18 protein-coding genes are annotated in these 20,395 nt (G+C 60.9%); 4 read left to right on the top strand and 14 right to left on the bottom strand.

Annotation, left to right across the window (positions count from 1 at the left end):
- The 3 genes from KGB24_RS21695 to KGB24_RS21705 all read right to left on the bottom strand — a co-directional run.
- On the bottom strand, positions 1 to 1,181 hold a 1,181-nt coding region (locus KGB24_RS21695; protein WP_223474866.1), incomplete at its 3' end, for a DUF4347 domain-containing protein.
- A 51-nt stretch (positions 1,182 to 1,232) separates the two neighbouring features.
- On the bottom strand, positions 1,233 to 2,087 hold the full coding sequence (locus KGB24_RS21700; RefSeq protein WP_192226652.1) for a sulfotransferase family protein: 855 nt from the start codon (positions 2,085 to 2,087) through the stop codon (positions 1,233 to 1,235).
- Between the two features lie 143 nt (positions 2,088 to 2,230).
- Positions 2,231 to 3,802, bottom strand: a complete 1,572-nt coding sequence (locus tag KGB24_RS21705; RefSeq protein WP_223415321.1) for a glycosyltransferase family 39 protein — start codon at positions 3,800 to 3,802, stop codon at positions 2,231 to 2,233.
- A gap of 240 nt (positions 3,803 to 4,042) precedes the next feature.
- Here KGB24_RS21705 and KGB24_RS21710 point away from each other — a divergent pair, with 240 nt between their 5' ends.
- Positions 4,043 to 4,630 (top strand): phage tail protein, encoded by a 588-nt coding sequence (locus tag KGB24_RS21710; protein ID WP_223415322.1) that lies wholly within the window; start codon positions 4,043 to 4,045, stop codon positions 4,628 to 4,630.
- A 55-nt stretch (positions 4,631 to 4,685) separates the two neighbouring features.
- The gene (locus KGB24_RS21715) at positions 4,686 to 4,997 is read left to right on the top strand and encodes a DUF6916 family protein (RefSeq protein WP_223415323.1); all 312 of its coding nucleotides are present in this window, start codon (positions 4,686 to 4,688) and stop codon (positions 4,995 to 4,997) included.
- 127 nt (positions 4,998 to 5,124) lie between these two features.
- On the opposite strand, the gene KGB24_RS21720 is transcribed toward KGB24_RS21715, so the two are convergent.
- The 8 genes from KGB24_RS21720 to KGB24_RS21755 form a co-directional block, all read right to left on the bottom strand.
- Positions 5,125 to 5,622 (bottom strand): GNAT family N-acetyltransferase, encoded by a 498-nt coding sequence (locus tag KGB24_RS21720; protein WP_223415324.1) that lies wholly within the window; start codon positions 5,620 to 5,622, stop codon positions 5,125 to 5,127.
- An 11-nt stretch (positions 5,623 to 5,633) separates the two neighbouring features.
- Complete coding sequence (locus KGB24_RS21725) at positions 5,634 to 7,730, bottom strand: efflux RND transporter periplasmic adaptor subunit (RefSeq protein ID WP_223415325.1); 2,097 nt, start codon at positions 7,728 to 7,730, stop codon at positions 5,634 to 5,636.
- Entirely contained in the window at positions 7,731 to 9,050 is a 1,320-nt protein-coding gene (locus KGB24_RS21730; RefSeq protein WP_207285551.1) for an efflux RND transporter periplasmic adaptor subunit, read from the bottom strand.
- Entirely contained in the window at positions 9,047 to 9,832 is a 786-nt protein-coding gene (locus KGB24_RS21735; RefSeq protein ID WP_008039635.1) for an efflux RND transporter periplasmic adaptor subunit, read from the bottom strand. Before KGB24_RS21735 ends, KGB24_RS21730 begins: the two co-directional genes overlap by 4 nt.
- Positions 9,833 to 9,906: 74 nt before the next feature.
- Positions 9,907 to 11,484 carry an efflux transporter outer membrane subunit gene (locus KGB24_RS21740; protein ID WP_223415326.1) on the bottom strand — a complete coding sequence of 526 codons (1,578 nt, stop codon included), beginning with the start codon at positions 11,482 to 11,484 and terminating at the stop codon, positions 9,907 to 9,909.
- Positions 11,481 to 12,545 carry an HlyD family secretion protein gene (locus tag KGB24_RS21745; protein WP_223415327.1) on the bottom strand — a complete coding sequence of 355 codons (1,065 nt, stop codon included), beginning with the start codon at positions 12,543 to 12,545 and terminating at the stop codon, positions 11,481 to 11,483. Before KGB24_RS21745 ends, KGB24_RS21740 begins: the two co-directional genes overlap by 4 nt.
- Before the next feature lie 26 nt (positions 12,546 to 12,571).
- Positions 12,572 to 14,110, bottom strand: a complete 1,539-nt coding sequence (locus tag KGB24_RS21750; RefSeq protein ID WP_223415328.1) for an MFS transporter — start codon at positions 14,108 to 14,110, stop codon at positions 12,572 to 12,574.
- A gap of 213 nt (positions 14,111 to 14,323) precedes the next feature.
- A complete protein-coding gene (locus KGB24_RS21755; protein ID WP_223415329.1) occupies positions 14,324 to 15,250 on the bottom strand; it encodes a LysR family transcriptional regulator in 927 nt (308 codons plus the stop codon).
- Positions 15,251 to 15,494: 244 nt separating this feature from the next.
- On the opposite strand from KGB24_RS21755, the gene KGB24_RS29300 reads away from it, so the two are divergent.
- Both KGB24_RS29300 and KGB24_RS21765 read left to right on the top strand, forming a co-directional pair.
- Positions 15,495 to 16,619, top strand: coding sequence for an RHS repeat-associated core domain-containing protein (locus KGB24_RS29300; protein WP_317846486.1), 1,125 nt, complete (start codon positions 15,495 to 15,497; stop codon positions 16,617 to 16,619).
- A gap of 140 nt (positions 16,620 to 16,759) precedes the next feature.
- Complete coding sequence (locus tag KGB24_RS21765) at positions 16,760 to 17,572, top strand: RHS repeat-associated core domain-containing protein (RefSeq protein ID WP_223415330.1); 813 nt, start codon at positions 16,760 to 16,762, stop codon at positions 17,570 to 17,572.
- Positions 17,573 to 17,598: 26 nt separating this feature from the next.
- On the opposite strand, the gene KGB24_RS21770 is transcribed toward KGB24_RS21765, so the two are convergent.
- The 3 genes from KGB24_RS21770 to KGB24_RS21780 are packed head-to-tail and all read right to left on the bottom strand — an operon-like array spanning position 17,599 to position 20,377.
- Positions 17,599 to 18,465: an ABC transporter permease gene (locus KGB24_RS21770; protein WP_084323356.1), complete on the bottom strand. Its 867-nt coding sequence runs from the start codon at positions 18,463 to 18,465 to the stop codon at positions 17,599 to 17,601.
- A gap of 20 nt (positions 18,466 to 18,485) precedes the next feature.
- Positions 18,486 to 19,346, bottom strand: coding sequence for an ABC transporter ATP-binding protein (locus tag KGB24_RS21775; RefSeq protein WP_008024500.1), 861 nt, complete (start codon positions 19,344 to 19,346; stop codon positions 18,486 to 18,488).
- A gap of 5 nt (positions 19,347 to 19,351) precedes the next feature.
- Complete coding sequence (locus KGB24_RS21780) at positions 19,352 to 20,377, bottom strand: ABC transporter substrate-binding protein (protein WP_008039621.1); 1,026 nt, start codon at positions 20,375 to 20,377, stop codon at positions 19,352 to 19,354.
- Between the last annotated feature and the right edge of the window lie 18 nt (positions 20,378 to 20,395).

Raw genomic sequence — 20,395 nt, forward strand, 5'->3', positions numbered from 1 at the left:
CCGTAAAACGCCCCCGTGACACCGCCGCCGCCACCGCCACCAGAAGCGGCGTTTGAGGTCACGGTCACGTTGTTAAGCGTCAGGACCCCTGCGTTGAAAATCCCCCCGGCCATCGCGCCCGTGGCGCCGTAGCCACCGTTGCCGCCCGTGCCCGACACCAGCCCACGGGTGATCACCAGACCATCGAGCGTCACGGTTTTGCCCGCCGCAATTTCAATCACCCGGGTCCTGTACTGACCGTCGAGAATCACATCCGCCGCACCGTCATTGTTCAAGTCGCCATCAACGGTGATGTTCTTGTTGATCAGCAGTTCGGAGGTCAACTGCACCGTCATGCCGGAGCTGAAAGTGACGATATCGCCGTTCTGCGCCGAAGCGATGGCGGCACGCAACGAGCCGACGCCGGTGTTCGCGTTGTTGGTGGCCGTCCAGGTCGCCAGGCCCCACTCATAGTCGCTCATGGCCATTTTCGACAGCACGTTGGCGCTTTCGATATTACCGGTGGCGATCTCCAGATCCCAATCGCCACCCACGCCGGTACGGTTGCTGGACGCCGCTACATCACGGCCGGTCAGTTGCGCCAGGGAATCGACGAAGTTCAAACCCCGTTCACCCTCGGCGGTGTAGCAGCCGTAGATCAGGATGTCGCCGCCGACGTTCATGTCCTTGCCGATTTCCGCCAGCACCGCGCTGCGGGCCGCGACGTTGTCGGCAGACAGGTAACTGTTCCCCAGCCACAGATCGCCCGCGTTACCGTGGGCGATGATCTGTACCGAGCTGATGCCCTGATGGGTGTCCAGGTAATCGGCAATCTGCTGCAAGCCGTCCTTGGTGGCATCGAGTTGGACCACCTGAGTACCGGGCGCCACACCTTTGAGCAGGCTGTCGGCATCCTTGACCCGGGAATCGACGAACACCACGCTCTGTCCCGGCACGGCAACGGGCGCCACGGCGGGCGTGGCATCGGCCTGGCCGTGGGTGTCCTGGCTGGCGACCGGTTTCTCCGCAACGGGCGGCTTGGCCGCGTCGGCCGTGGTGTGGCTGTCAGCCTGGGCGCTATCGGCCACCGTGGCCGCGACCGCGCCGTCGAACAGCATTCGCGGTTCCAGGGACATGATCATTGGAGAGGCCAGCGCTCGTGCGCCTTTGGTAATCCGTGACTTGCCGTTGCTCCACCACATGTTACTCACCCGGACTCGAACGTTTTTTCTGCGTAAACGAAAACGCCGCGATCAACTGATCGCAGCATCGGCTTTCATACGAATGACATTGGCGGCGCTGGCAGAGCCATCGAGCCAGAAGGACAATTCTGCGTACTGCTTGAACAAATCCGGCGGCAGAATCGTGCGCCGCGATTGCAACTCGACTTTGGGTTTGACCTTGTGCAGGCCGGACACGCCGAGGGCTTGATCGAACTCCGGCGCGTCGTAGGCCAGGTGGTCGAAATCGTGCTCGAACCAGGGTTCGCCAATGAAGTCGTAGACCAGCCGCATCACCCGGTCTGGCGCCTGGGTCAGCAGGTCGTAATCGACGATCAGCAGCGAGTCGGCGTGTTCACCGTAATAGGCTTCCTTGAGCGCCGCCCAGGCAAAACCGACCAGGCGATTGCGTTGGGCGAGGGTTTCGCAGCGGCTGTAGACCGTGTTGCGTTCGACCGCATCGCCAAACAGCTTGGTGTTTTCAAAAGGGTTGGCGCGATAAAGACGCTCGATGCTGTCCATGACCCAGGCAACATTGCGCACACAGGCAATGACCTTGGCTTGCGGGAACAGATCGCTGATGGCCGGCAGGCGCGAACTCCACAAGCGGTTGGTGTCGAACACCACCGGTTTGTCGGCCTTGTCGGCGTAGAAGGAGTCAAACAGGCCGCGAAGCAAACGGCGGCGCAGGTCGGTATCGATCACCGCGCCGAACTCGCTGCCGGCGCTGCATTGTTCGAGGACACCGGAAAAGAGTGAGCCGACGGGGCTGGTCATGCCGGCATGGAAACGCGGGTTCTGCAAAAGGATTGCAGAAAGCAGGGTCGAGCCCGAGCGCGGCAAGCCGGAAATAAAATGGAACTGCTGCAATCCCTTCACCCTAGTCATAAGTCCTTTATGTATGACGGAGCGTAGACCATGAATGGCCTTAAAAGTAGTGGTGTTTTGATATCAAATCGAAGTTACGGCGCTGACTAAAACGCGTTTTTTATTACTGCTTGTGAGGTGAATCGTTTAAGCATTCCACCGACTCAATGCAGTACGAACAATCGCGCAGTGGCGCCTCCCGCTTGTGTTTCGCCCGAGCGCTGCCAGCCTGAGGGCAACGGCGCGAACTCGTCCGGAACATCGACGGTGCCAATCAGCCAGACCCGGCCACTGCCCTTGGGCAAGCGGTCGAGACTGTCGAGGTACGTGTCCTGAGGCACCAATGTGCCGAAGCCATAGGCGTTCGGCCGGCTCGAAGCGCCATTGGCCAGCGGCGGAGTGAACAGCAGCGGCTTGGCCTCGGTGCGGTTGTAATAGACGTAACTGAGGTACCAGAGCATGTCACTGGTGACGATCCGGTCACCGGTCACGAAGTGCTGGTTCACGTAGTCGACCATGACGTTGATTTGATCATTGGTGTCCACCGTGGCGTTGTTCTTCAGACCCACCAGTTCAACACCGACAAACAGCACCAGCACCGTCACGGCCAGCACCCGAAAGCCTGAATACAGACGATCAACCGCCAGCGCGACAATCATCGGCAGCCCCAGGGCATACGCCGTCAGGTAGCGCTCGATGAACACCGGCGTGATAAACGAAACCCCGAACACCAGCAGCAACGGCAACGCCGTGTAGATCACCAGCAGAGCGCTGCCACGAAAGACACTGCGGTCCCGCGCCAGCGCCACCCCCACAATGGCCAGTAACGCCAGCGGCATCGTGATGAACATCAGCGTCGGCAGGTTCTCGCCATCGTCCTGGATCAGGAACGACCAGAACATCGAAGGCAACGAGCCGAACGTGACAGGCGTTTCCCAGCCCACATCGCCGTTGGCCTTGAGTTGATCCAGGTGCTGGAGCAGATCGATCAGGCTCGGCGCCCACGGCAGGTACAACAACACGATCGCGACATTCGCCAGCCACCAGTCGGGGCGTTGAACATGGCGCAAGCGATGCCCCGGCTGGACGCGGATCAGCCCCAGATACAGCCAGTGGCAGAGCACGCACAGGGCCGTGAAGTAATGGGTGTAGAACGCAGCAGTCATCAACAGCACATACGCCACCAGATATCGCCTGCGATGCGGGCGCTTGATCCAGTAGGCCAGGGCAATCGTCGCGCCGATCAGCCACAACCCCAGCAGCGAATACATACGCACTTCCTGGCTGTAGCGCACCGCCGTGGGCAACAGTGCCAAGAGGAAACCGGCCAGCAGCGCTGCACGGCGAGTGGCGAGCAAGTCCATCAGCCAGACGCCGAGCCACACCGTGACGATGCCGGGCAAGGCGCTGAGGCAGCGGATCGAAAAAATGCCGTCACCGAACAACCCGACCCAGCCATGCAGCAGCAGGAAATACAGCGGAGGGTGCACGTCATGGGCCGCATGGACCCAGATGTCGGCCACTGAATACTGACTCAGTAGCAGGCTGGAACCTTCATCGCCCCAAATGGCGGCCGCCGTCAGGTCGTAGAAACGCACCAGCGCCGCCAACGCCAGGATCGGCAACAGCCAGTGCTCCTGCGCCCAGCGCAACCAGCGCTGAACAATCGCCCAGATGCCGGGCGCGGCGTGCGGCTCATGGGTGCCGCCAAACGGTGTTTCTCTGCGCGCCTCCATTACCCCCCCTGAAACAGCCCTCGACCACCCTGCCTGTTGATCACTTTAGGACGGCGCCGGTTCGTCGTCGATGCCGGTTTTGCGACCAGCGACATTCGGCCGTGAGGCGCATCAACTACGCTCTGGTTTGGCGTGACTCAGCCAGGGAAATGAATGGAGTCGGCTGATCGCAACGATGGTTCCGGACGTCCGGGCCACGCTTGTGGCGCGCCAGACAACTAACCTGAGGGATGAGGAACTATGGAAGTATTCATCGGCACTATCCAGCCTTTCGCCTTTAACTACGCGCCCAGCGGCTGGGCCTTGTGTAATGGCCAGACGCTTGCCGTCCAGCAATACAACGCACTGTTCGCGCTGCTGGGCGTCAACTTCGGAGGCAATGGCGTCTCCAACTTCATGCTGCCCAACCTGCAAGGCCGAATGCCGGTGTGCATGGGTAACGGGCTGAACCTGACCCCACGCGTCATCGGCGAGTTCTCCGGGACCGAGAACGTCACCGCGACCATCACCAACCTGCCCAATCACACCCACGCCCTGTCCGGGCTGACGGCCACCACCACCCTGCAACTGGCCAGCCCGGCGAGCAACCCGGTCACCACCCCCACCGCGACCAACTCGTACATCGGCGCATCCGGCGGCGGACCGGGCTCGGCGAGCATCTACTCCGATCAGCAAGGTGCGGCGGCCGTGCCGCTCAAGGGTGTGGCCACGACGGTCACCGGGGAAATCTCGTCCGCCGGCAACGGCCTGCCCATGGCAACGATGAACCCGTTCCTGGTACTGAACTTCAGCATTGCCCTGGAAGGGCTGTTCCCTTCGCGCGGTTGAAATCCGGCCGGGGGATTCAACGCCCCCGGTCACTTTCATTTTTGGGAGTGACGCCATGCTGCAAGAGGTTCAACACCAACACTTTCAGGCGCTTCTGGGAAAGACGGGGACGCTGCGATTGCCGGATGGCAGTGAGCTGCCGATCCATATCGACAGCCTTGAAGAATCACCCCGATCGCGGATGCCGAATAGCGAGCGCATGCCGTTCGTGGTCGAGTTCAACAGCCTGCAATCCACGGAGTTCGTAGATGGGTTGTGCGCGCTGGAGTTACCGGATCTTGGCCACGTGGAGGATATTTTTGTCTCGCGGGTGCCCGCCATGGGCAGGGATCCGGGCGTGGGTTACTTCTACATCGCATTCAACTGAATTCACCGGGATCAAAATGTGGGAGCGAGACCGGCTTGCCGGCGAAAGGGCCTTCACACTCAACATCACTGCTGAATGATCCACCGCTATCGCGAGCAGGCTCGCTCCCACAGGGTCATGGTTGTATTCAGCCATTCGGATACCACACCAACCGCTCCGCCGCCGGATTACGCTCTTCAACCTGAAACCCCAGCGCCAGGTAATGCTGGCGCGCGTGGGCATTGTTGGCCCAGACCACCGTGGCCACCGGGCAGCGAATCTGCTGTGCAGCTTTCTGCACCCCTTGCAGCACCGCCCGACCGTAACCCTGGCCACGAGCCTGCGGGATGAACGCCAGGTACAGCACGCGGATTTCATTCGGACCAAAATCAGTGGTCAACGCACCGATGGCCGTGTCGAGCTTTTCGATCACGTAGTGCATCGCGTTGGGGAAGTGCTCTCCCAGCCCTTGTTCCTGTACCTGGAATTGCTGGGCGACGACCTGCTCAACCACCTCTCGCTCGCAGTCGATCCATTGCAGATCCGGTCGTGCCGATTGATAAAGCCTGTGCAGAAAAGGACCATCGTTAACGCGCGACGGCCGCACCACCAAACCGTCGGCCACCACAGCATCCGTGTTCGCCATCGCTGCTCTCCCTAGAAACCGCTTTCCCTGACACCCAGCGCGGCCATTCGCCGCCAGGCAACGCCCAGCAATGACTCGCCACTCCCCTGCAACACCACCACGCCACGCAAAGGTTGAAGCGGCGTCGGGGTGGCCTCGAGGGTGTTCAGCCGCGCGCCGTATTGTCCCTGTACCGGCTCGGCCCGTTGCGAGGCATCCCGGCGCACGGCAATCGGCCCGTGGTGATCGGAGGTCAATGCCTCCTGATCGACATAGGTCGCACCGTTGGTGTCGATTTCGGTCAATTGCACGGCGATCGCCGGGTGCATCGGATCATCGGCGATAAACCGCCCACTGGCGCCCGGCGCAACACGCCACAACTCAGCCTCGGCCAGATAACCACGCAGCCGTGCGCCGTCTTCCACCACCCGCGCCAACGGATCTTTGGGCGACAACCAGCGGCCGGCGGACAACTGCGGCAACAGATCTCGCACCTTGCCCGCCTGCGGCGCCCGAATCAGCAGCCGCTCCCGCTGCGCAGCCAACCCACGGTACTCGGCCACGGCCTCCGCCAGGCGCTGCTCGACAATGCCCGCATCGGCGGCGGTTTCGCTGCGACCGGCCTGGCGGCGCATCTGTAATTGCTGGATCTGGATTTCGCGACGGACGATGGCCTGGCGCGAATCCAGATCCGGCGACACCAATTCGATCAGCACGTCGCCCTGAGCCACCACCTGACCGTCACTGACGTTCACTTGTTTGACCCGCGCCGCCACCGGCGCATGCAAGGTACTGACGCGCCCGGCCTCGAGCATCGACGGCAGTTCCACGGCACTGCGCCAGGGCAGCGCCAGAAACAGCACAAAAGCGGCCAGCCCCAACGCACTCAACAACACCCGCGACACATGGGCGTGCTCACGCTGGCTCCACCACTCGCGCCACTCGCGCACGATGGGCAGAAAGATGAACCACACCAGCTCCACCAGCATCAGGAAAATCCCCAGGAGCTTGAAGAACAAGTGGTACACCGCCAGCGCAATCCCGAAAAACAGCACCGCGCGCCACAACCACGTTCCATAACCCCAGACCAGCAAACGCCGCCGCATCGTCGGCGACCAGGGTTCCGGAGCCGGTGCGCCGTAGCCGAACAAGGTCTCACGCAGATGCCAGCGGCACAGGGCAAAGGCTCGCCCTTGCAGGTTCTCCACGTCCCAGAAATCACTGAGCAGAAAGTAGCCGTCGAACCGCATGAACGGGTTGAGGTTGATCACCAGCGTGGTAATCCAGGTGGCACTGGCGAGCATGAACGCCGCCGTGCGCGCCGGTCCGTCGGGCAACAGCGACCAGGCGAGCAGCGCGATACTCGCCAGCAGCAGTTCGGCCAACACGCCACCGGCCCCGATCAGCAAGCGGGCACGTCGATCATTCACCCGCCAGGCATCGCTGACATCGGTGTAAAACATCGGCAGCAGCACCATGAACGCCACACCCATGCTTTGCACCCGACAGCCCGCGCGCTTGGCCATGAACGCGTGACCGAATTCGTGGCACAGCTTGGCAAAGAACAACGCCACGCCGAAGGCCAGCGCGCCACCCAGGCTGAACAAATGGGGGAAAGTCGCGATGAATCGCTGCCAATCCCGGGACACCAGAAATACCCCCAGAATCAGTGTTGCCGGCAATCCGAAGCGCAGCGTTTGCGGACCGAATCGTGACAGCCAGGGCCAGGCGCGATTGAGAAAGGCGTCCGGCCGCCAAAGAGGAATCCGGAAAAACAGGTACTGATGCAACAAGACCTGCCACCACGACTGATGCTGGGCGGCAGCTTTCAAGTTGTAACTTTCACGCTGCTGCGGGTCGAGGGCGCTGATCAGATCGTGGCTGCGCAGAAAGCTCAGCAGTTGCTCCAGATCGCTGCCGGCCAACGGCAAACCCGGCTCGCGATTGGCGGCGTGCACTATTTTTTCGGGATCGCCCAGGGACCAATGTCGCAGCAAGCGCATCGCCGCCACCCCGAGCTTGAAATAGCGACCGCGCACCGGGTCGGCCAACGTCCAGCGCGGCGAGCCGTCCAGCGCCGGTGAAGCGGGCGTCAATTGCAAATCCGCGCGCAGGCTCGGCAGGCTCATCTACAGCCCCACACTCTGGCGCAAACCGGCCAGTGGTTTACGTAACAGGTACAGCGCCAGGGGCGCGCGATCGCCGAAGATTTTCGCCGTCCCTCGCAAGCCGATGCGCGGCGGCGCCTGATCGAAACTGGCATCGAGCCGATAGGCCAACTGTCCGCCGGCGGTGGGTTGTGCTTCGTATGCTGCGCGCTCGAGCCGGGCCGAATGCCGTTGCAACGGATCACTGTCGAGGAACAGTGCGACTTGCGCACCCGGCTCCAGGGAAATCGCATCGCTCACCGCCAGCTCGATACGCAGTTCGGCCTGGCTCGGGTCGGCGATTTCCATCAGCCGTTCGCCGGTCTGCACCGGTTTGCCGGTCCAGCGCTCGGCGTCGGCGAACACCGCGATACCGTCGCGCTCGGCCCGCACTTCGCTGCGCTTGAGCAATTCACGGGCGTAGTCCCGTTCGGCGCGTTTTTGTTCGACGCGCGCCGCCAGCAAGTCAATCTTCGAACTGGACTCGGCATCGGCAAACGAGCGCTGGGAATTGGCTTTCAACTCAGCTTCGGCAACGCCCAACGCGCGTTCGGCCACATCAGCCTGAGCCTTGAGGGTGGTGCCTTCGAAGCGCAGCAACGGGTCGCCGGTTTTCACGGTCTGGTTGGGTTTGACCAGGAATTCGGCGATCACGCCGTCCAGCGGCGCAGCCACGACGCGCCCGCCCAATGGCACTACTTCGGCCGGCGCCAGCACCGATTGGCGCACCGGGATCAACATCCCGAGCACCAGCAGAGCAATCAACGCGACCTGACGTTTTCGGGTCCAGCGCAGTCGCCAGGGCTTGTGCGGTTGCAGCGCCAGCCAGGCGTGACTGTAAGTGTCGCCGAGTTGCGACAGCAGCACTTGTTCGGCCGGGTTCCACGGTAAATCCCGGGCTAGCCACAGACCGCCGAACACTTCGCTTTGGTGATCGATCAGCGGCAACCAGAACACCTGGGCGGCGGACAGACTTTGCCAGTCCGCCTGAATCGATTCGCTGAGCAGATCGGGCGCAATCACCCGCGCCTGCTTCAGCACATCACGTTTGAACAACTGCGCCACGGCCTGCTCGACGAACGCCACGAATGGCGCGTTCGGGTCGACGGTACTCACGCCCGTCACCGCGTGCACCTTGCCGGCAATCAACAACGCGGCATGACGAAAACCGAACAACCCCTGAGCGTCATTGACCAGGCTGTAGGCCAGTTGTGACGGAGTGCGTGCGGCGCGGGTCTGGCGCTCAAGATCGAGAAAGCGGGCGAAGACCTGTTCCGCGCCGCCGCTGACCGGAGCGTTCACTTGAGCTCCGCGAAACGCGCCGTTCCGCTCATGCCGGCCAACAAACCAGAGGCGTTGGGCAACGTCGCGACCAACAGCAAGGTCTGACTGCCCTCGTCAATTCGCGCGCCCAATCGTTTGACCGTGGCATCCAGTGGCCGGCCGGTTTCATCGGGGACAAAACTGAACGTCTGGCCGGGCTTGAGTTTGCCCATCCAGCGCGACGGCACCAGTAAATGGATTTCCAGGGTGCGGTTGTCGACTACATCCAGCAACGGCGCGCCGGCGGCAACGCTTTCAAAACGCTGAACCTTGCGCTCCACCACCTGACCATCAAACGGCGCAACCACGCTGCAGCGTTTGACCTGAACCTGATACACCTGAGATTGCGCCTGCGTCTCGCTGAGCCTTGCCTCGGCCCGCGCCACTTCGAAACGCCCGACCGAATTCAACGCCGCCAGTTGTTTGTTGTGAGCCAACTCCTCACCGGCCCCACGGCTCGCAGCCTGCGCCGCATTGAGCTGCGCCTGATAGGCCGAACAATCGAAACGCGCCAGCGTATCGCCCTTCTTGAACGACTCGCCCTCACTGAACGGCAACTCGACAATCCGCCCGGACAACTCACTGGCAAGCATCGCCTGATCCCGGGCCCGCAGCACGCCACGGGCCTCGGTGCTGGCTGCCGAACCGCTGCTGCCGACGGTGCTGCTGTCCAGCAGCGGATCGTCTGGCACGGGCGTTTGCGCCTGAGCGGTACACGTTAAAATGGTCAATCCGATAACCCACACACGAACTCGTCGCATAACCGTAACTCCCTGACGGATGAGCGGAGTCTATGACAGTGTGGGTGAGCGTCAAGTGGGTGGGGTTGATTGGACTAACGCAGCACCGTTTCCATTACTGGATACACCGACTCCCATCCCCCACCCAACGCCTTGTACAACCCGACCATCGCCAGCGACACCCCGGTCGAACTTTCGACCCATTGCTGCTGAGTCGCCAGCAATTCACCTTGCACGGTGAGTACGTTGACGAAATCCACCACGCCTTCCACGTACTGCTGTTGCGCGGTGCGCAGGGCGATCTGGTTTTGGCGTACGGCTTCGGCGAGGCTGTCGCGGCGCAGTTGGCTGGCGTTGTAGGCGGTCAGTTGATCGTCGATTTCGTGCCAGGCGCGCAGCACGGTTTGCTGGTACGCGATGGCTGCTTCCTGTTGTTGCGCTTCGCGCAAGTTCAGCACACCACGCAGGCGACCGCCGTCGAACAGCGGCAGGCTGAATTGCGGGCCGATTCCGAAAGTACGTGAGCCCCATGAGCCGAAGTCGCTCAGTTGCATGGCCTGCGAACCGAGGTTGCCTGACAGGGTGATGCGCGGATAGAAATCGCCCTTGGCCACGCCAATGTTTGCGGTGGCGGCATGCAAGCGGGCTTCGGCCTGGCGGATGTCCGGGCGACGCTCGGCCAGTTGCGACGGCAGGCCGATGGCGACCTGACGCGGGGTTTGTGGCAACGGCGCGTCTGTGGATAACTCGGCGTGCAGCGCTTGCGGCGGCTCGCCCATCAACAGACTGAGGGCGTTGATCAGTTGTGACTGGCGCTGCTCCAGTGCCGGCAAACGCGATTCGATGGCCGCGACTTGCGCGGCGGCTTCGGCGACATCCAGGTCGGTAGCGACACCGTCGGCCAGGCGCAGTTGCGACAGTTTCAGGCTGTGGCGGGCGACGTCGAGGTTCTGCTCGGTGACAGCTCGTGTGCTTTGCACGCCGCGCAGTTGAATGTAGTCCTGGGCGGTTTCGGCGAGCACCGACAGCAGCACACCGCGCTGGTCGTTTTCCGCAACTTCAAGGGTGGCATCAGCCGCTTCGGTTTCGCGCCGCACACGCCCCCAGAAATCCAGTTCCCAGGAGGCCGAGAAACCTGCGTCCCACAGGTTGAACGCCGAGTCACCGTGGTGCCCCGACGGGTCGCTCAGGCCTTCACCGCTGTTGCGTTTGCGCCCGTAGCTGCCGGTGGCGGCGGTGTTGGGATAGCGTTCGGCGGTGATCACCTGGCGCGCGGCGCGGCTTTGCTGCAAGCGGCTGCTGGCGAGCTTCAGGTCGAGGTTGTCAGTCAGAGCGCGTTGGGTCAGGGCCGAGAGTTTCGGGTCCTGGAAAACTTCCCACCAGCGTTCGTCCATATGAGCGGTTATCACTTCACTGGCGGCGGCTTTCGACGGTTTCGACCATTCGGCAACTTGCCGGGCTTGAGGCTTCTGGAAATCAGGGCCGATGGTGCAGGCGGTGAGGCTCATGACGAGCAAGGTACAAATACTGTGTCGAAGCAGATGGCCTCTTCGCGAGCAGGCTCGCTCCCACAAGGGGTCTTCTTTTGTGCTGAGAATGTGGCCGTTGCGCAGATCCACTGTGGGAGCGAGCCTGCTCGCGATGAGGCCAGCCCGGCCGACGAAGATTTTCATCGTTGCGCAACCTCATGCTTGCCGGTTTCAGCCGTATCAATACTCGCCTCCACCGACATCCCCACCCGCAACCGCTCAGCCAATGGCTGCCCCGGATCGAGGACGATTTTCACCGGTATCCGCTGCACGACCTTGGTGAAATTACCGGTCGCGTTGTCCGGTTTGATCGACGCGAAAGTCACCCCGGTGGCCGGCGCAATGCTCTCGACGCGACCGCGCAATGCTTCGCCGCCAAGGCTGTCGACACGCACCTGAACACCCTGCCCCGGCTGCACCTCGCTCAGTTGGGTTTCCTGGAAATTGGCGACCACATACGCTTGCGCCAGCGGCACCACGGCCAGCAGCTTGCTGCCCGGCGTGACATACGCACCGACACGCACCGCACGCTCGCCCACCATGCCGTCCTGCGGCGCGACGATGCGCGTATAGGACAGCTCGTAGCTGGCCATTTCCAGGGCCGCTAGCGCCCGTTTCAATCCGCCGTCGGCGGCGTCACGCTGGGCGGTGAGGATCTCCACTTGCTTGCGCTCCGCCGACAGCACCGCTGTGGCATTGGCTAACCGGGCACTGGCTTGATCAATGCGCGTACGCGCTTGCTGAGCATTCTGAACCGTACCCGCGCCAACGCCGGCAAGGTGGTTGTAGCGGTTCAATTCATGCTCGGCGAACGCCATTTCAGCCTTCGCCGACACCACCGTGGCTTGCGCCTGAGCAATCACTGACGTCTGGCGCTCAAGGGTCGCCAGGGCGTTTTGCAGTTGCGCTCGCGCCACCAGCGTTTCGGCGTCGGCGGCTTGAGCGGCAGCGCGCAGGTCGCGGTCATCGATCAGCGCCAGCAACTGCCCGGCCTTGACCTGCTGGTTGTCTTCCACCAGCACTTCCTTGATGAACCCGGCGACGCGGGGCACGACCAACGTGAAGTCGGCAGAGACAAAGGCGTCATTGGTGTTCTGTTGCGTACGCTTGCCAAAAATTCCCGGCGCCAGCAGATACACCAGCACGCCGACCGCCACCACGGAGGCAATCGCGACGGCGATTTTTTGCTTGGATTGAGTCGTCATAAAAACCTTCTGTTTCAGTGAAGCATTCATGTCGGCGCACGCGGCGGATAGATCCGCGTCGGCAGCCAGAAAATCAACAGGATCAGCGCCAACGCGACGCCGCCCATGCACAGATAAAGGTCCGAGGCGGTCAGCACCACGGCTTGCTCATGCAGCCGGTGGGCAAGGCCCGCGCTGTCGCTGTCGGCCAACGGCGAGTTGCCGAGACGATCCACCAGCATGGTCGAATGAAAGTGCAGCCGCGATGTGGTCAGTGCGTCGATTACGCCAGTCGCGATCACCGCCGACAGGCCTTTGACGGTGTTGAACCAGGCGGAAGCGAACGGCCCTTCCATCGGGCTGATGCTGCCGGTCGAGAGCATCAACAGCGGCAACACCGCCATCGGTTGACCGAAGATTTGCAGCAGTTGCAGCACGTAAAAATCGTCGCGAATCCACGCTGACGTCAGCTGCGAGCCACCGATGCACGACAACGCCAGCATGCTCAGGCCTATCCCCAACACCCAGCGGCAATCGACCCAGCGCAGGTTGCACAGCGCCGCCACCAACGGCAGCGCGAGCAACTGTGGCAGCGCCGCCAGCAACATGACCGGGGCGGTCTGCACCGGGCGATAACCCTGGACCTGCGCGAGGTAACTGGACGGAATGATGATCACCGCCAGCAAAATCACCAGCACACCGGCCAGGGTCAGCAAGGCGAACGACAGGTTGCGGATGCCGAGCATCTGCATCTTGAAAAAAGGCGTCGGCTGCGACCATTCGTTGATCAGGAACAGCACCAGCAACACCAGCCCGCCGCCGAGCAGTCCGCAGATCAGAGTCGATTCGAACCAGTCCAGCCGATTGCCCTGCAGGATGCCGATCACCAGCATGCAGATCGCCGGAAAACCCAGCAGCAATCCGCGCCAGTTGAACTGCTTGAAACGCTCAAGGCGCAGCGGATCCTGGGGCAAGCCGTAGGCCACCGCCGCCATGGCGAGCAGGCACGGCGCGATGATTTGCCAGAACGTCCATTGCCAGCCGACATGCTCGGTCCACAACCCGGCCAGTGGCGTGCCGAGCCCCGGACCGAAGGTGGCCGTGAGGGCATACCCGGCCAGACCGTAGAGCTTCACGTTGGCCGGTAAAAAACGCAGGGCGACGGTCATCAACATCGGCGGCAAGGCACCGCCCGCCAGGCCTTGCAAGGTGCGCATGAGCAGCAGGCTTTCGTAGTTCGGGGCGAACGGACACAGCACGCCCAACAACGTGAACACGCTGATCGCGCAGAGAGTGAAGCGCCGCAACGAGAACGTCACCGAGCACCACGGCGCGAACGCCATCGCGGCCACCGAGGTCGCGGTGTAACTGGCGACCAGCCAGGTACCTTCGTCATAGCCGATGGCCAATGCACCGCGAATATCGGCGAGGGCGACCTTGGTCACCATCTCGTTGAGGCCCGACACCAGCACCGCCAGCAACACACCCACCAGGCCGATGATGATTCGCGGACCGAAGACCGGTGGCGTCACGGCGACCGTTGGACTGGCCACGGCGAGAGGTGCCGGGGCCGTGAGGGAAGTCATTACTGCAAGCTCCGGGATGTGAATGTCGGAGCATTTTAAGAAGCGCGGGACCTGACGAAAATCAACTTATCGGCAGGTTATAAGTGCGTTCCATGCAGCAATACAAACCCCCTGTAGGAGCTGGCTTGCCAGCGATGGCGATTTTTCAATCAACATCTTCAGCGCCTGATGCATCGCTATCGCCGGTAAGCCGGCTCCTACAGGGGTCCCTGTTCAGTCTGACGTGGGTTGCGCGGCCAGCCATGTCGCGTCGCAGCACGCCTTGAGCGTTTCACGCATCCAGCGATGCGCCGGGTCTTTGTCGAAACGCGGGTGCCAGGCCTGGGTCAGCATGAGGGTCGGCAAAGGGATCGGCAGGGTGAACGAGCGCAATTTCAAGCCCAGCCGCCGCACGCTCAGCAGCGCCTCCTTGGGCACCGGCAGAATCAGATCGGAATCAGGCAAGGCAAACATCGCCGCATGGAAGCTCGGCGCAATCACCGCCACTCGCCGCTCCAGACCCAAGGCATTGAGCGCGGTATCGATCGGGCCGCGAGCAATCCCGCGCCGGGACATACTGATGTGAGAAAACCCGGCAAAACGCTCGGCGGTGATTTCTTCGTCGAACAGCGGATGGTCTTCGCGCACCAGGCCGACAAAGTGTGTGGAAAACAGATTCTGCACCTTCACTTCCGGAGTCTGCGGCCGGGTATTACTGATGTTCAAATCAATCCGGCCTTCGCGCAGCGCCTCATCATCGCCGTCGCCTTCGGGCACAAACCGCAACTCGCAGTGCGGCGCCTGACGGTCCAGCGTGTCGAACAGCTTGCCGCCGTATACGCCCACGAAAAAGTCATTGGCCCGAATGCTGAAGCGCCGGCGTAACGAACCCAGCTCTACCGCGTCTGCCGAACGAAACAGCAACGCGGCCTGCTCCACCACATCGCGCACCTGTTCGCGCAATGCCAGCGCCTTGGGTGTCGGCACCAAGCCACGACCGGCACGCACCAGGATCGGATCGCCGATGGCCTCGCGGATCCGCGTCAACGTCCGGCTCATCGCCGCCGGGCTGAGGTTCATCCGCCGCGCAGCGCCCACCACACTGCCCTCGTCGAGCAGGGCGTCGAGGGCGACCAGCAGGTTCATGTCTGGTAGTTGCATGGTGAGCACTAATGTTTGATCTGGATTGTTTCGAACGCAATGCTAATAGCGTATCTGCGCTGTAGGAGCAAGCTTGCTCGCGATGAACGATAACGCGGTCCGCCTGTGGAACCGAGTCACGCCGATCGCGAGCAAGCGTTGCTCCTGCGTCTGTACTGCAAACCTAGCAGTTCTGATAGTTCTCAACTTTGCCTCAGACGTGTAGAACTCAAAGCCCCCCCTGCCCCACTTCTGCGAGGCTTTGATGAATCAACCCAAAGCGGGTGATCAAAAGAAACCCAAGTGGTCACGGACAGTGCTGCTGGCAACCAACGGCAGCCATTCGATCATCGCCGAAGTCCATAGCGGTAAAGCTAACCCCATCGCCTACTCCGCCTATGGGGAGCAATCCGCGGAGCAGGAAGTCGCCACGAAACTGGGTTTTAATGGCCAATTGCGCGAAGCGAATATGGGTTGGTACTTGCTGGGTAATGGCTACCGTGCTTACAACCCGCGGTTGATGCGCTTTCACAGTCCGGACAGTTGGAGTCCGTTTGGTGGGGGTGGGTTGAATGCGTATATGTATTGTGTGGGGGACCCTGTGAATCGGTCGGATCCTACAGGGCATTTGCCTATCTTGGGCCTGGTTGACATGGCTGTCAGTTGGGTGAAAAAAAATGTGCACCTCCCCGGATATCGGGCCAAGGCATTGGGCGCGCCCCTAAGTCCCGAGCAGACCTCTGAGGCAGTGTGGAGGTTCCATGGAGCCAGGATGAGTGTCGCCAATGAAGGCAGGCATTCCCCCATGCTGGGCTTAGGTGCGATGTTAATCACAGTAGGAACATCAAACAGAATGGCAGGCGGTTCTCCAGCGATCAGTGATATTGGCCCAACGACAATAAAGCCCAACGTAGGGTGGCAAGCGAGTGCATTCGTGGGCACAGTAGCCATTGCGGGCGGTAGTAGTATGCCCAAGGGCAGCGGTGGGCCCCCGTTGACCGGGGTTGGAAGTGTGGGCCGGAGTGGAGGCGGAACGCCGCGATCGAGCTTTGACCAGCCAAGAACCCTATACGATGGCCCTCAATATGTATCACGTTTCGAAAACAATCAGCTTCAAGGGAGCGGCCCTTATACTTCCAGCTTCACAACAACTCACCAGCCGCGCCTTACTCCAAATCCTCAACCCGTACATTGGAATAGCCCGAGCCTTCACCAGCCTCTCAGTCCTCCCAACAGCATCTACCATCCTTCTCCACCAGGCAGCCCAGAGAGTGCGAGAAGTTGGTCCTCAGGGAGCTCGACTCGATCCAGATCATCTAGAAGTTCATATTCCAGCAGTTCCAGCAGCTCCAGCAGCAGTTCTGCCAACTCGAGTATCCGGAGTCGGTAAAGAAGGTCTCCATTCACTCAAGTTCGACTCGAAAAAAGCTCTGTTCCCCTATCAGTTCTGATAGTTCACAGCGTTGAAGGGAGGGAGTACAACTAAAGGCCTTGGGTTCTATTGAACCAATCACCAAGGAAGACGCTTCCATGGCTCCCATTAACTCAGTTCAACAACGCGCCGTGCTGCTGGCGACCGACCGCCAAAACTCGGTGCTCGCCGAAGTCGCCGGTGATACCAATCGTATTGCGTATTCCGTCTATGGGCATTGGTCAGCGCAACACACGGTGATGACTCGCTTGGGGTTCAATGGTGAGCTTTGTGAGGCGCGCATTGATTGGTATTTGCTGGGCAACGGCTACCGAGCCTACAACCCGCGATTAATGCGTTTTCATAGCCCGGATAGTTTGAGTCCGTTTGAGCAGGGTGGGTTGAACGCGTACATGTATTGCGGTGGCGAGCCTGTGATGAATAAAGATCCGACCGGGCATGCTTTTTTTCCAAGTCTTACGACCCTTCGCAATAACGTCGCAACGCTTGTTGGTAGGTATCAAGAGCACAGAGCCGTTGGGCAAAATCCCGTAAATGCGTTGATTTCGACTGTCAGCGGCAGTGGAGGACTGCCCAATACGCTGGGCGCTTCGAGTCCGGAAGGCTTAACGCCTGCGGTACTGCCAACAACACATAATGTTCTCCCCACAGCAAAAGACGGTGGGTTACATCACAACGTAGGGGGTGTTCCAAGCTCGACACCGGCTCCGCAAAGTAATGCCTCCCTCCCGAGCTCATCCGGGAGTGGTCCGGGCGGAGGTTACAAGCGAAGTTATCAAGATGACAGTTGGCATGACAGCCGAGCCAAAATGGATGATAAACAGAGAATCATTAAGACCCGCTATCCTGACGAAGTTAAAAGAAGCCTATCGCCCAATAGTCAAAAAAAGGTGACGGACGTCAGGAAATGAAGAGATTCTGTATAGGAGACGCAGCCTCACCGCTGCATCCCCCACCGCTTCACCGTCACCCGCTCCAGCGAATCAAACACCAGATTCTCCACCAGCAATCCAATCAGAATCACCACCGCCAACCCGGCGAACACCTTATCCGTGTACAGCTCATTGCGATTCTGAAAGATGTACCACCCCAACCCACCCTTGCCACTGGTCGCGCCAAACACCAACTCAGCCGCAATCAGCGTACGCCAGGCAAAGGCCCAGCCGATTTTCAGCCCGGCGAGAATCGACGGCAGCGCCGCCGGAATCAGGATGAACAACACGAAACGCATGCCCTTCAAACCGTAATTTCGCCCGGCCATGCGCAAGGTTTCCGAGACACCCAGAAAACCCGCATAGGTGTTCAACGCCAACGCCCAGAGCACCGAATGCACCAGCACGAAAATCAGGCTGTTCTGCCCCAACCCAAACCACAGCAGCGCCAGCGGCAGCAGCGCAATGGCCGGTAGCGGGTTGAACATCGAGGTCAGCGTACTCAGCAGATCACGCCCGAACTGTGTGGACACCGCCAAGGTGGTCAGGGCAAACGCCAGGACGATGCCGATCAAGTAGCCCTTGAGCAATACCACCAGCGAAATCCACACTTTGCCCAGCAACTCGCCGCTGAGCAGCCCGCCATACAACGCACTGGCGGTTTGCAGAAAACTCGGCAACAGCAGGTCGTTGTTCTGAATGCGGGCAACCACCTCCCACAGCACCGCGAGCAAAATCAGGATCAGGCTTTTGCGAATCCAGCCCTGTTGCCACAGGCGTTGACCCAGGGGCAACTCACGCTCCAGCGGGACGCTGGTCAGCGGCTGCAAAACGGTTTCGAACTCTTCACGCGCAGATGATAACTGGCTCATCGGGCACTCCTCTCAATGGCTCAGTAAGCGATGCGAATGTCGGAAAAATCCAGCTCACGCTCGGTTTCCGGTGACTGGCCTTCATCGAACAACAACCGATGAATCCGCCGCGCCGACTCCTGAAACGCCACGCCGCCGAGACTGTGCAAATCGTACTGATGGCTGTGGACTTCCGCCCGTACCCGACCCGGATGCGGCGACAGCAGCAGGATGCGATTGCCCACCACCAGCGCTTCTTCGATGGAGTGCGTGACGAACAGCAACGTGAACCGCACCTCTTCCCACAACAGCAACAATTCTTCTTGCATCTTGCGGCGTGTAAGGGCGTCGAGGGCGGCGAAGGGTTCGTCCATCAGGAGGATTTTCGGCTGCATCGCCAATGCCCGCGCGATGGCAACGCGAGCCTTCATGCCGCCAGACAAGGTGTGCGGATAGGCATCGGCAAATGCCGCCAGCCCGACCTTGTCCAGATAGTGCAGCGCCCGTTCTTCAGCCTCTTGGCGCTTGAGGGTTTTCGACGCCAGCAGCGGAAACATCACGTTCTGTTTGACGGTTTTCCATGGCGGCAGCTGATCGAATTCCTGGAACACCACGATCCGGTCGGGCCCCGGGGCATGGACGGTTTGCCCTTGCAGACGAATCTCGCCTTCAACGGGCTGAATGAACCCGGCAACCGCCTTGAGCAATGTGGATTTGCCGCAACCGGAAGGACCGAGCAGCACAAAGCGGTCCGCCGGGTCGATTTCAAAACTGACTTGGTGGGTCGCTCGAACCACACGCTGCGGCGTGCGGTATTCGAGGCTGACGTTGTCGACCGACAGCAGCGCCTGAGCTGCGACGTTCGGTTTGCTGACCGTGTGGCCTTGCAAAGGGGCGTTCATGTCGGTCAGCTCCCTTGCAGCGGTTTGGTGTCCTGGAAGAAGTAATCCTTCCATGAATCCGGTTTGTTTTTGATCGCGCCGACGCGGTAGAGGAACTCGGCCAGTGGGTAGGTATTTTTCGGCGTGACACTGAATTCGAACTGCGGGTTATCGATGATTTTCAGCAGCGCGGCGCGATCGATTTTCGCCTTGGTCACACGGATGTAGGTATCGGCGGCAGCGCCTTTATCGTTCTGCGCAAATTGCGCCGCTTCGGTCAGCGCTTCGACGAAGGCCTTGTAGGTTTTCGGGTTCTCGTTGCGGAATTTCTCGGTGGCGAACAGCACCGTCGGCGAGTTCGGGCCGAGCAGGTCATAGGTGTTCAACACCACATGGACGTTGGGGTTGGCCAGCGCCTGATCCTGGAATGGCGGGTTGGAGAAATGCCCGGTCAACTCGGTGCCGCCGGCAATCAGCGCGGCCGTGGCGTCCGGGTGCGGAACGGCGATGGTGTACTTGTCGAGGCGATTGAATTCCTTGTCGCCCCATTGCTTGGCGGCCGCGTACTGCAGGAAGCGCGACTGCACCGACACGCCCACGGCCGGCACCGCGATGCGGTCCTGCTCGGTGAAGTCGGCGATGGTTTTGACCTTCGGATTGTTGCTCACCAGGTAGTACGGGAAGTTGCCGAGGGAAGCCACGGCTTTGACGTTCTGCTTGCCGTGGGTGCGATCCCAGATGGTCAGCAGCGGACCGACGCCGGCACCGGCGATATCAATCGAACCGGAGAGCAACGCATCGTTGACCGCCGCGCCGCCGGACAGCTGAGTCCAGTCGACCTTGATGTCGATGCCTTCCTGCTTGCCGTACTTCTCGATCAGGTTCTGATCGCGCACTACGTTAAGCAACAAGTAAACGATGCCGAACTGTTCGGCGATGCGGATTTCACCTTCGGCGTGAGCCACAGTCGGCGCCACCAGGCTGCCGGCGATCAGGCTGAAACCCAGGCCGATGGCCGCAGCCAACGGTGCAAAGGGAAGACGTTTGGACATGATTCAATCTCCGACAAA

The sequence above is a fragment of the Pseudomonas sp. BF-RE-25 genome (assembly GCF_019956105.1).
GTDB classification, from domain to species: Bacteria; Pseudomonadota; Gammaproteobacteria; order Pseudomonadales; family Pseudomonadaceae; genus Aquipseudomonas; species Aquipseudomonas migulae.